A 16,559-nucleotide genomic window follows, 5' to 3' on the forward strand; every position below is an offset into this window, starting at 1 on the left:
GTTTAAAAAGGGGAAAGCTCAATATTCCTTACAGCTCAAATTTTACTGTATTTCAAATATAACCCACGATTTCAACCGTGGGACGCTCGGGGATACATATTGTGATATATGCGCTATGATATTGCGTGTGTGATATACGTTGCGCTCCAGCGGTTTCAACCGCTGGTTATGTTTTCAATATGGCTGTAATTGTATTTGTTTCAAAATTCCTTATTTCCTAAATTTTATCGTATTTCAAATATAGCCCACGGTTTCAACCGAGGGACGTTCGGGATATGAGTATTATAATATGCGTTGTGAGATATTGCATTTGTGATATACGTTACGCTCCCAGCGGTTTCAACCGCTGGCTATGTCCCCTAATCCTAATATGATCTATAATGATTTTGCATTTAAATAACTGCCAAGAAATCTAAAATGACCTTACATAACTTATATGGTTTTAAAAAAAAAGCAAAAAAAAGCATGACGGTTAAATCATGCTTTAGGGGTTATTATATTTGGCTTATTGTGTTTTTAAATTTCCTCAAAGGTAGTTCCTTGTTTAATGTCGCCGGTTTTAAAACCTTTTTTAAACCAGTACATTCTTTGTTCTGATGTTCCGTGGGTAAAGGAATCCGGAACAATTTGTCCTTGCATTTTGCTTTGAATTGCGTCGTCTCCAACGGCATTTGCAGCACTTAATGCTTCTTCTATATCACCTTCGTCTAAGTATTGTTGATTGTCATGTGCCCAGACTCCGGCATAAAAATCGGCTTGAAGCTCTAAAGCCACAGAAAGTTTATTAGCTTCGGCCTGGCTTTTGCCTTCCTGCTCCTGATGCATTTTTGCAGAAGTACCTAATAAAGTCTGAATATGATGTCCAATTTCATGAGCAATAACATACGCAATGGCAAAATCTCCGCCTTTCGCACCAAATTTAGTTTTTAGTTCTTCAAAGAAATCTAAATCCATATAAACTTTTTGATCTGCGGGACAATAAAATGGACCCGATGCCGAAGATGCTCCGCCGCAAGCGGTTTGAACAGAACCTCTAAAAAGTACCAATTTCGGGTTTTTATATGTCATTCCGTGTTCGGAAAATATTTTCCCCCAGGTATCTTCTGTTTTTGCTAAAATCGATTTTACAAAATGACCCATTTCTTCATCTTCTTTGCTTAATGGTGCAGCAGCTTCAGTTTGAGTCTGTCCTCCTTGCATTTGTTCTAAAACAGGTGTGATAAGTTTTGCATTCTCACCACCAAAAACATTCAATAGCAAGATAATGATGCCAATAACACCACCTCCAACAGCTATTTTGCCGCCAGAAACTGATCTTCTGTCTTCTACATTATCGCTTTCTCTTGAACCTCTCCATTTCATAGTAAATTGTATTTAAGCTTTTTATGTTTTTTCTTGTACGAATTTATATAATTTTTGGGAATTACTTATGATTTGTGACGATTTAGTTTTAATTATTTTAGCCATTTTACCAAAGTTTCCTCAACAGTGCCTTTCATAATTGGTTTTGAAATATAATCATCCATTCCGGCAGAAATACATTTGTTACGCTCTTCTTTTTCGGCGCCCGCAGTTACGGCAATTATCGGGATATCTTTTCCTGTAGTAGTATTTCTGATAGCTTTTGTGGTTTCGTAGCCGTTCATAATCGGCATTTGTATATCCATAAAAACAAGCGTTGGATTAATGCTTTCAAATTGTTTTACAGCCTCATAACCATTTTCACATTCAAAAATAAAAGCATTATGATACAGGTTTTTTACAATTGTTTTTAAGAGCAGCATGTTTACTTTATTATCTTCAACAATTAAAAAGCGTATATTTTTACCGTTTGTCTCATTTTGATTTTCAGTAGGGGCGGCTTGCAAATTTTTTAATTCGGTATTATATTTTTCGTTTGTACTTTGATTGCTGGTTTTTAAATTTAAATCGAAGAAGAAATTACTTCCTTCGCCAATTTTACTTTCCAGCTGTAATCGGCTTTCCATTAAGGCCAAAAGCTGATTTGATATTGTTAAGCCTAAACCGGTTCCGCCAAATTTTCTCGTTGTAGAACTATCTGCCTGAGAAAAGGCCTTAAAAATTTTCTTTTGGTTTTTCTCCATAATTCCAATTCCGGTATCAATTACAGAAAATCGTATGGTCGAAAAATTATTTTTTGTTTTTGATAAAACAGAAACATTCAGTTTTATAGAACCTTCATTAGTAAATTTTACGGCATTAGAAAGCAGATTAATCAGGATTTGTTTTATTCGAACAATATCTGTCCAAATATATTTAGGAACATCTTGGTCTACATTGAGTTCCAGCTGCAGGTTTTTTTGATTGGATTCAAAAACAATTAAATCGAAAACCTGACCGAGTACTTTTTTAATATCATATAAATCAATGAAAAGCTCTAGTTTTCCAGCTTCAATTTTAGAAAAATCAAGAATATCATTTATAATCTCCAACAGCGAGTGTGCTGATTGATTAATGGTTGTCATGTATTTTTCCTGAATCTCTTCTAAGTCAGTTTTCATCAATAAATGGGTAAAACCAATAATTCCGTTTAAAGGTGTTCTGATTTCATGCGACATATTGGCCAGAAAATCAGATTTTGATTTATTGGCCGCTTCTGCTAATTGTTTGGCTTTAATAGCGTCTTCGGTTTCTTTTTTATTGGTGATATCAAAGTAAATTCCTCCCACAAATTCAATTTCGTCACCTTTTTTAATAACATCCCCAAATTCTTCAACCCAAATATATTCGCCGGATTTTCGTTTAATGCGGTAAACATTATGCAAAGGCATTCCGTTTTGGAGATTATCGATTTGATTATTAATAACCTCGTCGCGGTCTTCATGATGAATAAGGGATAAAAACGAAAGGTTATTTTCGATAAACTCAGCCTTAGAATATCCGGTTAAGTTTTGAATCTCGTCGTTTAGGAAAATTTTAGTCGAAAACGCATCAAACTTTGATAAATAAACTGTTCCGGGGATATTGTTGGCAATTAATTTAAATTTTTCTTCGCTTTCAATAATCTTCGCTTCGTTTCTATTTCTTTCTAATGCAGATGAAATATTGTTGGCCAAAACCTGAAAAATATATATTTCCTCTTCAGACCATTTTCGTTCTCTCGCACAATCATCAAAACCAATAAATCCGGTAAAAATATCGTTGATATATAAGGGCAGAATTAAAATTGATTTTATTTCATTATCGATGAGTAATTGTTTAAAAAATTTATCTTCAAGCTTTCTTGTAAAAGTATTTAGAATTCGTTTGTTTTTTGCGGCTTCAAAAATTTCCGTTAAATTTTCCTCTGTCATATGGCGCAGAGGCGTAATTTGATGCGGGATTCCTTTTCTTGACCATTTGTATTTCTGGATAACGGTATTGGTTGTAAAGTCTCTTTCATAATAAAACATATGATCTGCTTTTGAGGCTCTTCCAATCAAATCATAGGTTTCCTGAAACATTTGTTCTGTAGATTTACTCAGCAGAAATTTTTCTGTACAAAGTGAAAGTGCTGATAATAACTGACTTTTAAATTCTAATCGGCGTTCAGTTTCCAAACGCATCTGCATTGAGATAGCCAGCGAAACAACATCAGAAATAGTTCTGGCATAATTGATATCCTCATTATCCCATTCTCTTTGTTCCTCAGTACTTTCAAAACAAACTACACCAGCTAATTGCCCGCTTAAAAATATTGGGACATCCAGCATTGATTTAATTTTATTTTTGGTAAAATAAAGCTTTTGAAATTCTGAGGTTTCTAATTTATTAAAAACGTCAGGAGCATTTATTATTGCTTTGCTCTTTAAGGTTTCAAAATAAATTGGATACGATTCTTTATCCAGAATGTTTTTATCTGTCAGGGTTTGATTGTCAATACTGTATAAGTTTTTACAAGTAATCAGGTCTCTATAATATTTCCAAAAACTTACCCGGTTAGATTTGCTTACTGTAGAAGCTTCTTTTATAATATAATCGATAACGGTATTTAAATTATTATAAGTGCTAAAGTCAGTCGTTGATAATTTTTTAGTCGAATTGTTGTAAGCCTCGATTTTTTCGAGACGTCTTTTTTTCTCGTTTTCGGCATTTTTTATTTCGGTAATATCTCTTGCAATTCCTGCAAAACCAATAGTTTGATCTAAGTCATTTTTGCGAATGATAATCTTTTGCGATATCCATAATTCCTGACCGTTTTTCTTTAAAATAGGAAGTTCTATTATGGGGAATTTATTCCCGTTGCTTTCAAAATTTTCATAAAAATCAACTGCACTCATTGTATATTTTTCATGAATGAAGTTTGAATAATGTTTTTGAATTATTTCATCTTCAGAATAACCTAAAAGCGAATACGCAAATTCATTTATAAAAGTAAAATAACCATCTGCATCGACTTCAAAAATAATATCTGTCGCCGTTTGAATTAAGTTTTTATATTGGTCCTGTACGATGATCTGCTCGGTAACATCCTGGCCAATGCTTATAATTAAATCATCAGAGAATTTTTTATCTTTCCATTGGATGTATTTATATTCTCCGTTTTTATTTTTTAGTTTTCGGGTATAAATTTTATTTTCTTCATGATTTATTAGAGAAATATTTTTGTTATATTCATCACCTTTTGTGAGTTTCCAAAAATTAAGTCCCATAACTTCTTCGGGCTGGTAGCCTAAAATTGCGGTTACGGTTTCACTGCAAAATAATATTTCACCTTTTTGATCTGTTGCAATTGTTAGTGAATTTCCTTTGTGCACAATTTCGTTTGCAAACCTGAAATTGTCCCGATTATTTTGTAAAACGGCATATTTTACCTGATTAATAATGAAAATCAGGATGCAGAAATTAATTAATAAAATAGAGGATTTTAGAGGAATTAATTGAAATACAACTGTTGAAATAAGAAATATAAAAGTAAGACCAACAAAGAACCAGTAAATTTTTATTGGTTTTAAAATATTGTATGAAAAGAAAAATGAGATTAAAAAAACGATTACAGGAACAACATCTTTAGGCAGAAAAACTATGTTGCAGCAAACATAAGTAATGTAAATAAAGAAACTAAAGATGAAAATCTGCTGAATTTTATCTCTCAGCCATTTTATTTTGTCTGTTACTATATAGACAAGAAGAACAAAAAAACCTATTGAAACGTTTACGGCCAGTAAACTTTTCGGTCTGATTTTAAAAATTTCATTTATGATTTCGATTACAATAACTGCAATTCCAAAAAATAAAATATAAAGCTGATATTCCCTTCCTGCGGTTTCTGCTTCTTTCTTTTTTTCAATGAAATTTCCAATTTTTGCTTTAATGCGAAAAAATTGATAAACCAAAAGCCCTAAAAAGCCCAATAAAGAGAAACCGAGAAGTATAAATTTTGGGTTATTATAAAAAATAATGTCTGAATTGAAAACGTACCAGTTTGTCATAATTGATTTCAGAGCATTACCAGAACAGGCAATACCTGAAACCAATAGATTGAAAAAACTATAGTTTTCTACCATAGATTTTGAGATATGTTTGGTTTAGTAAATAGCAATTTAAATTCTAATAAAGAGGTGGTTAAGCTCTTAATAATTTATTTAGAACTTAGTTTTTTTATTCAAAATCCGATTTTCCAATTGAATCAATAGAATCTGGCTGTTCTTCTTCGGTGAAAATTGAAAAATAAGCAGCATACGTTACAGAAGTATTGAATATAATTGTAAAAAGTAATCCGACGCAACATGCAAAAAAGCCCACAAATGAACCGAGAAATCCTATTACAAACAGAGCGAAAATTATTAATGGATTTTTGCTTACAATAATAATACTTGATTTAATTGCATCTATAGCTTTTAAATTTCCAAAAACCACTAACGGAATTGAAAAATACGTAAAAAACGAAATCATTATTGATACTCCGCCGCCTAAAAACATTATTCCGGTACTGTCTAAAACATACGAAATTCCTGTACTTACAACAGCTAACAAAAATGCTAAAGAAAATAATTGAAAAAAGTACGGTGCTTTATAGTAGGTGAAAATTGTTGAAACATTAAATTCCTCATCCTTATCTGCACAGTCTGCCATTTTAAGAAACCCGGCCCCTAGCGGTGCAAATATGGCGGTTACTACTGCAATTGCTACTGTCGAAACTACTTGCTCGATGTATGTAAGTTTTTGACTTTCGAAGTTCTTAATAAAATCTTCTGAGAAGGCCTGCAAACCATAAAATAAAGTAGCTAATCCCATAATTACTATAAAGGCAAGAAATGAAAATACAAGGATTATTAACCCTGAATACAAAGCTATCTTTTTGTAATTTTCAAAAGCGTAAGTAAAAACAGTAGAAAAATCTATCGAATAGCCATCTCTTTTGATGTCCTCAATTTGTTCAAGTGTAGATTTCATTTTAAAAAGTAGAGTTGTTTTATATTCTTCGTCGTAATAAATTATTGTTGACGTAAATATAATATTTTAAATCAATTCCGTATAAAAATCTACAAAACATTACGAAATTGTTTTTCTAATTTAAAGCCAGTCTAAAATTCGTTTTATTGAAGCTAGTTTATCCTTGTAAGGAGCGTAACGCATGGGCAGATCAAGCCAGTTTGCTTTTTTTACCATCGCCTTATGATGAGAAAAAATATCAAAACTCAATTTTCCGTGATAAGCTCCAATTCCGCTATGGCCAACACCGCCAAAAGGCAGTCTTTTATTAGAAAAATGAACTACTGTATCGTTTATACAGCCGCCTCCAAAAGAGTAATCTGCGATTAATTTTTTAGTAAATGATTTATTTTCACTGAAAATATAAAATGCGAGAGGTTTTTCGTACTTGCTGATTACATTATAAATATCAGCTTCGGTTTCATAAACTAAAATTGGTAAAATTGGACCAAAGATTTCTTCTTTCATTACGGTGCTGTCTAAACTTGGTTCTTCGATTAAAGTGGGAGAAATATACAGTTTATCGTGGTTTGTTTCTCCTCCAAAAATTACCTTTTCACGCTCAATCATTTGATCTAAACGCACCCAGTTTTTGGTATTTACTATTCGTGCAAAATCTGGAGATTTGTCTATTTTTTTACCGTATGCTTTTACAATTTCTTCTGTTAAAAATGTAATGAAATTGACTTTCATGTTTTTTTGAATCAAAACATAATCGGGGGCGATACAGGTTTGTCCGGCATTTATAAATTTTCCCCACACAATTCGTTTTGCTGCCAGTTTTAAATTAGCAGTTTCATCAATAACGCAGGGATTTTTTCCGCCCAATTCAAGTGTTACAGGTGTTAGGTTTTCGGCAGCGGCTTTTGCAACGATTTTTCCAACAGTTACACTTCCGGTAAAGAAAATATAATCCCAGCGCTGCGCCAGTAATTTATTTGAAACTTCAACGCCGCCCTCAAAAACTTCGACATGGCTGATGTGAAATGTTTTTTCAATGATTTTAGCAATGACAGCAGAGGTATGAGGAGTAAGTTCTGAGGGCTTTAAAACGACTCTGTTTCCAGCAGCAACAGCAGAAATTAAGGGACATAAAGCCAATTGAAATGGATAATTCCACGGAGCAATTACCAATACATTGCCGTAAGGTTCTTTGTAAATATAATCTGTTGAAGGAAAATTAAGGATAGAAGGGAAGACACGTTTTGGCTTTGCCCAGGAATTAATGTTTTTAATAGTATCTTTTAATTCCGAAATAACATAATTCGTCTCGGTTAAAACAGCTTCAAATTCAGGCTTTTTAAAGTCATCGTACAAGGCTTTTACAATCAAATCTTCGCTTTTTTGAATGTTATATAACAACTTTTTCAGCGTTTCTTTTCTGTATCCGATGTCATTTTTAAAGTCCATATTTATGATTAGCTTGTTTTTTAGGATATGCAAGTTAATCGATAAAAATTAAAAAATTAACAATTTAATCATAAAAATCAGACGGCATTCCAAATCGTTTCGTCTGGAGTTGGAGCAATGATTGTAATGTTTTCTTTTGAAACAGGATGAACAAAAACCAGTTTTCTGGCATGAAGATGAATTCCTCCGTCAGGATTACTTCTGTCTGCACCATATTTTAAATCGCCTTTTATCGGGGAACCAATTGCAGACAACTGCGCACGAATTTGATGATGACGCCCCGTATGAAGATTGATTTCCAGAGCCGTATAATTTTGAAGCTCTTTGATTATTTTATAATCCAGACTTGCTAATTTACTGTCCGGAACTTCTTTTAAATGTGCTTTTGAAGTATTGTTTTTTTCGTTTCTTTTTAAATAATGAACCAATTTAGCAGCTGTTTCAACAGGTTTATTCTTGACAACAGCCCAATACGTTTTTTTAGTTTCACGATTACTGAACAATTCGTTCATTCGGGATAATGCCTTGCTGGTTCTGGCAAAAACCACAATTCCGGTTGTAGGACGGTCTAAACGATGAATTACTCCCAGAAAAACATCGCCTGGTTTATTGTATTTGTCTTTTATATATTCTTTTACAACATCAGATAAAGGTTTATCGCCTGTTTTATCACCTTGTACAATATCGCCAACGCGCTTGTTAACCACAATAATGTGATTGTCTTCATGCAAGATTTGGAGATTATTTTTATCTGAAAGAATTTTCATATTAGACTGGCTTAGATTTTTAGATTTTAGACTTCTTAGACTGGATTTTTTTAGATAAATTTTACAGTAATGTTGCTCTAAATCTTGATGTCATTTTTGTTATTTCTTCGAGTAGGTTTATTAATTCGATTGTATTTTTTTCATTTATGAATCCTAAATCAGAAGAAATTAAAAGTTGTGTTTCTACTTCGTAAGCTGAACCAATTGCAATTTCTAAAAAGCGGGCAAAATCTTTATTAGAATTCCTTGAAGAACCTTCCGCAATATTTGAGGGTATTGATATAGAAGCTCGTCGTAGTTGATTGATTATCCCAAATTTTTCTTCACTAGGAAAGGAGGCTGTTATATTATAAATTTTGGAACAAAACAATCTGCTTTTTTTCCAAATTAAAAGCTCTTTAAATTGATGCATTTTTATATAGATTTATTTAGAATTTTAAAGAGTTAAACTTAAAACTTCTTAGATTTATTATTAATTTTAAATAATATAGAATAAATCTAAGAAGTCTAAGTCAGTCTAAAATCTAAGAAAGTCTAAAGTTAGTACTGTTCTCCAGCATTAGGAAAATCACTAGATTTAACATCAGCAGCATATTGACCAATTGCTTTTGTCATTTCTTCGTATAAATTTAAATAACGACGTAAGAAACGCGGGCTGAATTCATTATTCATTCCTAACATATCGTGTATAACTAAAACTTGTCCGTCAACACCGCCTCCGGCACCAATACCAATTACCGGAATCGAAATACTTTTAGCCACTTTTTCGGCTAAATCTGCAGGGATTTTTTCAAGAACAACACCAAAACAGCCTACTTTTTCAAGCATTTTAGCATCTTCAATTAATTTTTCGGCCTCTTGTTCTTCTTTTGCACGAACGCTGTACGTTCCAAATTTATAGATAGACTGAGGTGTTAAACCCAAATGTCCCATAACCGGAATTCCTGCGTTTAATATTTTTTTGATAGATTCTTTAATTTCTTTCCCGCCTTCTAATTTTACAGCATGTCCGCCGCTTTCTTTCATAATTCTAATGGCAGAACGCAAAGCTTCTTTAGGATCAGACTGGTAACTCCCAAAAGGTAAATCAACTACAACCAAACCTCTTTCTACAGCGCGAACTACAGACGAAGCGTGATAAATCATTTGATCTAAAGTAATTGGCAGAGTCGTTTCGTGGCCCGCCATAACATTTGAAGCAGAATCTCCCACTAAAATCACATCGACTCCTGCGGTATCAACAATTTTAGCCATTGTATAATCATACGCCGTAAGCATAGAGATTTTTTCTCCGTTGCTTTTCATTTCAATTAATGACTTTGTTGTGATTCTTTTATAATCTTTTTTTGCTACTGACATTTTATTTTTTTTTGATAATGTAAAAGTATTGAATAATTGTAAAAGGGGAATCAGCAATAAAAGATTATTTCGACAGAAAAAAGCTTCCCACCTTTAAACTCTAATCTAAACTGACTGTCCTCCATTATGATAGAATAATTATGCAGTGATTTTATCGAAGCATCGATATAAGTTCCATATTTTTCAATGAAAGCTTTTTCGGACACTGAATTAAGTTGTTTTGAGTTTTTTTTGCCACAGATTAAAAGGATTTTTACAGATTTTTTATTTTATACAGGTTTTAAAAAATAAGCAGATTTAATTTTAAATAAAATCTGCTTAAATCTGCGTGAAAAAATCATTTTAATCCGTTTAATCTGCGGCAAAAAAATATATGTTTAGCAATCTGCCATGTTTACCGCAATGGCAAGCCCGCCTTCTGAGGTTTCTTTGTATTTAGAATTCATGTCTTTTGCCGTTTGCCACATGGTATCTATTACTTTATCTAAAGGCACTTTAGCATTTTTAGAATCGGTTTCAAGAGCCAGTTCAGCAGCATTTATGGCTTTGATGGCGCCCATTGTGTTTCGCTCTATACACGGAATCTGAACTAAACCGCCAATTGGGTCGCAGGTTAAACCAAGATGATGTTCCATTGCAATTTCGGCAGCCATTAAAACCTGAGCCGGAGTACCGCCCATTAATTCACAAAGAGCCGCTGCCGCCATCGATGACGAAACGCCAATCTCTGCCTGACAACCGCCCATTGCAGCAGAAATTGTAGAACCTTTTTTAAAGATACTTCCAATTTCGCCGGCAACCATCAAAAATTGTTTGATCTCTTTTTCGCCTGCACCATGGTTTTCAATAACCATATAATACATTAAAACTGCCGGAATAACGCCCGCACTTCCGTTTGTTGGAGCTGTAACGACACGGCCTAACGAAGCATTTACTTCATTTACAGCCAATGCAAAACAACTTACCCATTTTAGAATCTGACGAAATTTAACCTCCGTTTTTCTAATTTCTTCCAGCCACGACTGCGGATCAGTATAATTAGAAAGACCAATTAGATTTTGATGCATATCAAAAGCGCGTCGGCGAACATGTAATCCGCCAGGAAGAATTCCTTCAGAATGACAGCCAATGTACATGCATTCGAGCATTGTATTCCAAATACGCATTAATTCTGAATGAATTACTTCTTCAGAACGCATTGATTTTTCGTTTTCGTAAACAATCTCAGAAATCGATTTGTTTTCAGAAACCGTATAATTTAAAAGCTCAACCGCATTTTGAATCGGAAACGGGAAAGCACATTTTATAACTTCTTTAATTTTGGCATTTTCACGTTCTTCTTTTACCACAAATCCGCCGCCAATAGAATAAAAGATAGATTCGTATTCAGAATCGTCATTTTTATAAGCCGTAAATTTTAACCCATTTGCATGGAAAGGAAGAAAATCTTTATTGAAAACAATATCCTGAAGAAAATAAAATGGGATTTTATATTCATTTGCGAGATTGATCTCGTTTGTATCTTCAATAGTTTTAACGATTCCGGCAATATTTTCAACCGGAATATATTCAGGATCCTGACCGCTTAGGCCAAGCATAACAGACAGATCGGTAGCATGACCTTTTCCTGTCAGGGAAAGAGATCCATACAAATCGACTTTTACACGTTTAACCTGATCTAAAATCGATTCATTTTTTAACTCTTCTAAAAAACGTTCGGCGGCTCTCCACGGACCTAAAGTATGTGAGCTAGAAGGGCCAACGCCAATTTTAAGCATATCAAAAACAGAGATACATTCTTCCATTGTTCAATTTTTGTTAAGACAAAGATAATTGAATAATGCAATGAAGGATTAATTTTGAATGTTAATCTTGCGTATTTGTTAAAAAAGATATTAAATTTTATTAATTCGGCAACGAAATAAATTTAATATCTTAATATGGGGTTTTCATAAAAAAGTTAATCTTTTTTCGGTATTTTTGTAAAGATGCAACTATCAAAATCTGCTGTTTCTTTTAATTGCCCAAAATTGAAAATTAACCGAAACTTTAGATGATTTCGTTTTAATTCTACCAATGTCTTTTTACGAAAATTTAGAATACCATAAAAAGATAAAATTATATTATGATAGAATTTTTCAAGCATTTTTTACACGAATTTGAATTACCTCTCAGCAACCCAGTATTGATTTTCTCTTTAATACTTTTTATTATTCTGCTGTCGCCCATTTTACTTAAAAAAATAAATATTCCAGGAATTATTGGTTTGATTATTTCGGGAGTTATTATTGGACCGCACGGACTTAATATTCTGGCTAAAAACTCTGCGGTTGATTTATTTTCGACAATCGGGCTTTTGTATATTATGTTTATTGCGGGTTTGGAATTGGATATGAACGAGTTTAAAGCGAACCGAAACAAGAGTTTATTATTCGGATTTTTTACGTTTATCCTGCCGCTTTCGATAGGTTTTCCGGTTTGTTTTTATTTATTGCAATACGATTTCAATGCTAGTTTTTTAACCGCGAGTATGTTTGCGACTCATACTTTAGTAGCGTATCCAATTGTGAGCAAACTCGGAATTGCAAAAAATCAGGCTGTTGCCATTACCGTTGGCGGAACTATTTTGACAGATACAGCCGTTTTGATTATTCTGGCCGTAATTATGGGAAGCAGTCAGGGAAGTTTAAATCAGGCTTTTTGGATTAAATTGGGGGTTTCATTGGCAATTTTCTCTGCCATTATGTTTTTATTGATTCCGAGAATTGCCAAATGGTTTTTCAAAAAACTGGAAAGTGAAAAACACGCCCATTATATTTTTGTTCTTTCTGTAGTTTTCTTTGCCGCCTTTTTGGCAGAAGCGGCAGGAGTAGAGCCTATTATTGGCGCTTTCGTTGCCGGTTTAGCATTAAACCCTTTAATTCCGCAGTCATCGGCTTTAATGAACCGAATTGAATTTATAGGAAACTCATTATTTATTCCGTTTTTCCTGATTTCTGTTGGAATGCTGGTTGATATAAGCGTGATTTTAAGCGGACCAACTGCTTTAATTGTTGCCGGAACTTTGAGTGTTGTGGCTATTTTTGGAAAATGGATTGCAGCTTTTTTTACACAAGTCGTTTTTAAATACAGCAAAACCGAAAGACAGCTTATTTTTGGTTTGAGCAGTGCGCACGCCGCTGCAACTCTTGCCGTAATTTTAGTGGGTTTTAAAGCTAAAATACTGGATGAAAACATCTTAAACGGAACTATTATTTTAATTCTGATTACTTGTATCGTGGCCTCTTTTGCAACCGAAAAAGCAGCGAAGAAAATAGCCATCTGCGAAGAAGAAATTTCGCATACAAACACAGATAAAGATCAAATTTTAGACGAGCATATTTTAATTCCATTAGCAAAAACTTCTGCCGCAGCGAGTCTGCTGGATTTTGCCCTTTTAATAAAAGATAAGAAATCGTCGAATCCTGTAACGCTTTTAACGATTGTGCCAAATAACGATCAGGCTGAAAAGAACATTTTAAAATATCGAAAAGCGGTTGATAAATTTGTAATCCAAGGTTCGGCATCTGAAGTAAAAATAAATACAATTGCAAGAATCGACCATAATCCGGCGAGTGGAATTGCGAGAACTTCTAAAGAAATAATGTCAGATATTGTGATTGTAGGCTGGCCAAAGAAAACAGGTTTCCTGGATAAAATTTTTGGAGAAAATGTAGATTCAATCATAAACAATGTCGATAAAAGTTTGTTTATCAGCAGGTTTCAAAAAACGTTTATCGAAGATAAAAGATTGGTATTTATCTGCCCGCCGTTTTCAGAAAGAGGAATTGGATTTCAGCTTTTATTGCAGAAAATATGCAGGTTATCACAAGAACTAAGTATTCCGATTGTTGTTTATGCCGAATATAAAACGCATCAAACCATTCAGCAGATTGCTAATAATCTTCGATTGAATGCTAAATTAGGTTTTAAAAGTGTAATAGAATGGGATGATTTTGAATCGATTTCAGACGAAATTCGTGAAACAGATTTAATTGTTTTCAATTTATCCCGAAAAGGTTCGGTTTCGTATCATTCTATTTTTGACAGACTGCCTCAAAAATTCGAAAAATTCTTCAACAATAATAATATCATTCTGGTTTATCCACAAGACGATCGCAAAATTAGTTCTATGGATGCTTACGAAGATTTTACTGCATCACCGTTAACCAAAAGTTTGGAAGCAATCGAACAAATTGGACGCGGTTTGGGAAGTATTTTGAAGAAGGGTTAGATTTAAATAATTATAAGCCATTAAATGATACCAAAGTTTCCGTTAATTGTACTGACATTTTTAACTTTTGCAGCGACTGCACAAAACAAAATGAAAAAAGCCGAAGAACTTATAGATAAAGCAAATCCGGGCTGGACTCTGGTAGAAGACTGGATTAAAACGGCAACAAATAAAGTGGAGATTTTACCGGTCGATGCATTAAAGGCAAAAGATGCTTTGTACAAAACTCAGGTTACAACGCGTTCGACAATGGGGGCGGTTATTTTTAATACTGGAGGCATTTTAGTTGATGACGGCTGGATTAGAATTTTAGGTTCTGGAAGTTCAAAATTTAATCGTTCGCTGCCTGATTGGAACAAAGGAAAATCATTTAATGAGTTTGGCGAAACTCCAGCTTTTTTATTAATTGCAGATGATGCAATTGGCGGTTTTTATTTTTTAAATGGAGGAGGATTAGGAACTGACGCAGGGAAAATTTATTATTTTTCTCCTGATAATCTGGAGTTTGAACCGCTAGATATTACGTATTCTGAGTTTTTAGGATTTTGTTTTAGTAATGATTTAGATAAGTTTTATGAAGGCAACAGATGGAAGGACTGGAGAACAGAAGTTTCTAAATTAAAAGGCGATGAAGTATTCAATTTTTATCCGTTTTTATGGACAGCCGAAGGAAGTGATATCAATAAAAATACACGAAAAATAATTCCGGTTCAGGAACAGTACAGTTTGAATTTAGATTTACGAAAGCAGCTTGGGTTTGATAAATAATTTCAAGAAACAATAAAGATGAATCATAATATAAAATCAATCCGGCCATTTATTGGAGCAAAAAACTTTGAAGTTTCAAGAAGTTTTTATCGCGATTTAGGATTTGAAGAAATAGTTTTAGAATCTAATTTTTCGGTTTTTAAATCAGGAGAAACTGCCTTTTATCTACAAGATTATTACGATAAAAATTGGATTGAAAACACAATGATTTTTCTTGAAGTAGATGATGCTGATCGTTATTATAAGGAACTTTTAGCTTTAAACTTAACTGAAAAATATGGCGTAAAACTAACACCAACACGCCATTTAGATTGGGGAAGTGAATGTTTTCTGCACGATCCATCTGGGGTTTTATGGCATTTTGGAACTTTTAAAAAATAAGTTTGCCACGAATTTCACTAATTTTCACTAATTTTTATTTTTAATTCGTGGAAATTAGTGAAATTCGTGGTTATTTAATTTATTAGAAAATCTTCTAAGTGAATTGTGTTTTCTGCTCTCTGATACCAATCATTAAAAACTAATTCCAGTTTATCGGCTGTGAATTCTCCAAAAGTATAATCCCGAAATTGCTCAACAGCTTCAATTAATTCCTTAGGATTTTGAAGTTCTTCTGTAAAACGCATTACCGTTGAATGTGCTGTAGAAATAGAATATCGGCTGTCGATACTTTGTTCTAAAGTTGAATTTCTAAAATTCTCCCGAAGTTTATTTCTTAAATTATTCAAAGTTTCACCTGAAGGAAATCCCTGAATCATTATTGCAGAATTTGATGCCGTAACGCCGCGAAATTCGATTTTGATTTCGCCCAAATCAGCTAAACTATTTTGGATTATGTTAATATAATCTTCAACATTAATTTTATCTAAACTAAAACTTTCATAACAGGAAATTATCGACATTACCGTAATATGAATATCAGAATCAGGATAATAATATTGGTTAGGTTCAACAGCTTTTAATTCTTTTAAAAACAACTGAATATTGGTTTTTATTTTTTCGCTTGGGCGGAGGAGAAACGTAATGCCAAAGCGGGAATCTGAACGATTATTTATTTTGGAATCTAAACTGTAATTTCTGTTTAAAATAGCTTCAGAAGAAGTTTTATAAAGTTGATTGTAATGTTCTGCTAAACTCATTCGGGTTATTTCTTTTTCGCTTTTTCCAGATTTTCTTTCACTCTAAACTTTACAATTTTGGTGATTAAATCGTACGGCATTTTTTCTTTTAAAGGGAACTGAACGGAACCTTTTCCAGATTTATATTTAGAAAGTTCCGCAGCAAAAGCTTCATGACCGCCTGGCAAAGCATACAATCCGATATGATTTTTAAATGCAGCAAAATAAACCACGATTCCGTTTTGTTCAAAAGCCGGCATAGAATAACTGATTTTTTCTTTGGCATCTGGTGCTGCTTTCTGAATCGTCATTCTAACTTTTTCTAAAATTTCCTGAACGTCATTGGGAAATGCGCCAATGTATTCGTCGATATTTTCGGGTTTTTTTGTATCCATAAGTTTTATTTTTTTTATTTCATGTTTCAAGTTT

The 16,559-nt window shown here is 33.3% G+C and carries 13 protein-coding genes; 3 read left to right on the plus strand and 10 right to left on the minus strand.

All coding sequences use genetic code 11. The features are described 5' to 3' along the window. Window positions 1–516 precede the first annotated feature (516 nt). The 8 genes from ypfJ to LUU93_RS06225 all read right to left on the minus strand — a co-directional run bounded on the left by ypfJ (window position 517) and on the right by LUU93_RS06225 (window position 11,776). Window positions 517–1,362 (minus strand): KPN_02809 family neutral zinc metallopeptidase, encoded by an 846-nt coding sequence (gene ypfJ, locus LUU93_RS06190; protein ID WP_232679390.1) that lies wholly within the window; start codon window positions 1,360–1,362, stop codon window positions 517–519. A 92-nt stretch (window positions 1,363–1,454) separates the two neighbouring features. Beyond that, a complete protein-coding gene (locus LUU93_RS06195) occupies window positions 1,455–5,507 on the minus strand; it encodes a PAS domain S-box protein (protein WP_232679392.1) in 4,053 nt (1,350 codons plus the stop codon). Between the two features lie 94 nt (window positions 5,508–5,601). Beyond that, window positions 5,602–6,396 carry a DUF2189 domain-containing protein gene (locus LUU93_RS06200; RefSeq protein ID WP_232679394.1) on the minus strand — a complete coding sequence of 265 codons (795 nt, stop codon included), beginning with the start codon at window positions 6,394–6,396 and terminating at the stop codon, window positions 5,602–5,604. 120 nt (window positions 6,397–6,516) lie between these two features. Continuing rightward, a complete protein-coding gene (locus LUU93_RS06205) occupies window positions 6,517–7,845 on the minus strand; it encodes an aldehyde dehydrogenase (protein WP_232679396.1) in 1,329 nt (442 codons plus the stop codon). Window positions 7,846–7,922: 77 nt separating this feature from the next. Beyond that, window positions 7,923–8,612 carry an RluA family pseudouridine synthase gene (locus LUU93_RS06210; RefSeq protein ID WP_232679398.1) on the minus strand — a complete coding sequence of 230 codons (690 nt, stop codon included), beginning with the start codon at window positions 8,610–8,612 and terminating at the stop codon, window positions 7,923–7,925. A gap of 61 nt (window positions 8,613–8,673) precedes the next feature. After that, entirely contained in the window at window positions 8,674–9,024 is a 351-nt protein-coding gene (locus LUU93_RS06215) for a four helix bundle protein (RefSeq protein WP_232679400.1), read from the minus strand. Window positions 9,025–9,152: 128 nt separating this feature from the next. Beyond that, the gene (gene panB / locus LUU93_RS06220) at window positions 9,153–9,971 is read right to left on the minus strand and encodes a 3-methyl-2-oxobutanoate hydroxymethyltransferase (protein ID WP_232679403.1); all 819 of its coding nucleotides are present in this window, start codon (window positions 9,969–9,971) and stop codon (window positions 9,153–9,155) included. A 377-nt stretch (window positions 9,972–10,348) separates the two neighbouring features. Continuing rightward, window positions 10,349–11,776, minus strand: a complete 1,428-nt coding sequence (locus tag LUU93_RS06225) for an L-serine ammonia-lyase (RefSeq protein WP_232679405.1) — start codon at window positions 11,774–11,776, stop codon at window positions 10,349–10,351. A gap of 320 nt (window positions 11,777–12,096) precedes the next feature. On the opposite strand from LUU93_RS06225, the gene LUU93_RS06230 reads away from it, so the two are divergent. Genes LUU93_RS06230 through LUU93_RS06240 form a run of 3 tightly spaced genes read left to right on the plus strand, consistent with a single transcriptional unit; the run spans window position 12,097 to window position 15,393 of the window. Continuing rightward, window positions 12,097–14,244 (plus strand): cation:proton antiporter, encoded by a 2,148-nt coding sequence (locus LUU93_RS06230; protein WP_232679406.1) that lies wholly within the window; start codon window positions 12,097–12,099, stop codon window positions 14,242–14,244. A 24-nt stretch (window positions 14,245–14,268) separates the two neighbouring features. After that, complete coding sequence (locus LUU93_RS06235; protein WP_232679408.1) at window positions 14,269–15,012, plus strand: DUF2625 domain-containing protein; 744 nt, start codon at window positions 14,269–14,271, stop codon at window positions 15,010–15,012. Between the two features lie 18 nt (window positions 15,013–15,030). Continuing rightward, window positions 15,031–15,393, plus strand: coding sequence for a VOC family protein (locus LUU93_RS06240; protein WP_232679410.1), 363 nt, complete (start codon window positions 15,031–15,033; stop codon window positions 15,391–15,393). Window positions 15,394–15,467: 74 nt separating this feature from the next. Here the strand turns inward: LUU93_RS06240 and LUU93_RS06245 are convergent, their stop codons facing one another. Together LUU93_RS06245 and LUU93_RS06250 are read right to left on the minus strand one after the other, a co-directional pair. Further along, window positions 15,468–16,151, minus strand: a complete 684-nt coding sequence (locus LUU93_RS06245) for a 2'-5' RNA ligase family protein (protein ID WP_232679412.1) — start codon at window positions 16,149–16,151, stop codon at window positions 15,468–15,470. Window positions 16,152–16,156: 5 nt separating this feature from the next. After that, entirely contained in the window at window positions 16,157–16,525 is a 369-nt protein-coding gene (locus tag LUU93_RS06250; protein ID WP_232679414.1) for an iron chaperone, read from the minus strand. Window positions 16,526–16,559: the final 34 nt, after the last annotated feature.

The organism is Flavobacterium soyae, assembly GCF_021245985.1.
In the GTDB taxonomy this organism is placed as follows: Bacteria; Bacteroidota; Bacteroidia; order Flavobacteriales; family Flavobacteriaceae; genus Flavobacterium; species Flavobacterium soyae.

What these genes read in the sequence shown, in the direction of transcription:
- ypfJ (WP_232679390.1), bottom strand. Translation starts at nt 1,362, where the DNA reads ATGAAATGGAGAGGTTCAAGAGAAAGCGATAATGTAGAAGACAGAAGA.
- LUU93_RS06195 (WP_232679392.1), bottom strand. Translation starts at nt 5,507, where the DNA reads ATGGTAGAAAACTATAGTTTTTTCAATCTATTGGTTTCAGGTATTGCC.
- LUU93_RS06200 (WP_232679394.1), bottom strand. Translation starts at nt 6,396, where the DNA reads ATGAAATCTACACTTGAACAAATTGAGGACATCAAAAGAGATGGCTAT.
- LUU93_RS06205 (WP_232679396.1), bottom strand. Translation starts at nt 7,845, where the DNA reads ATGGACTTTAAAAATGACATCGGATACAGAAAAGAAACGCTGAAAAAG.
- LUU93_RS06210 (WP_232679398.1), bottom strand. Translation starts at nt 8,612, where the DNA reads ATGAAAATTCTTTCAGATAAAAATAATCTCCAAATCTTGCATGAAGAC.
- LUU93_RS06215 (WP_232679400.1), bottom strand. Translation starts at nt 9,024, where the DNA reads ATGCATCAATTTAAAGAGCTTTTAATTTGGAAAAAAAGCAGATTGTTT.
- panB (WP_232679403.1), bottom strand. Translation starts at nt 9,971, where the DNA reads ATGTCAGTAGCAAAAAAAGATTATAAAAGAATCACAACAAAGTCATTA.
- LUU93_RS06225 (WP_232679405.1), bottom strand. Translation starts at nt 11,776, where the DNA reads ATGGAAGAATGTATCTCTGTTTTTGATATGCTTAAAATTGGCGTTGGC.
- LUU93_RS06230 (WP_232679406.1), top strand. Translation starts at nt 12,097, where the DNA reads ATGATAGAATTTTTCAAGCATTTTTTACACGAATTTGAATTACCTCTC.
- LUU93_RS06235 (WP_232679408.1), top strand. Translation starts at nt 14,269, where the DNA reads ATGATACCAAAGTTTCCGTTAATTGTACTGACATTTTTAACTTTTGCA.
- LUU93_RS06240 (WP_232679410.1), top strand. Translation starts at nt 15,031, where the DNA reads ATGAATCATAATATAAAATCAATCCGGCCATTTATTGGAGCAAAAAAC.
- LUU93_RS06245 (WP_232679412.1), bottom strand. Translation starts at nt 16,151, where the DNA reads ATGAGTTTAGCAGAACATTACAATCAACTTTATAAAACTTCTTCTGAA.
- LUU93_RS06250 (WP_232679414.1), bottom strand. Translation starts at nt 16,525, where the DNA reads ATGGATACAAAAAAACCCGAAAATATCGACGAATACATTGGCGCATTT.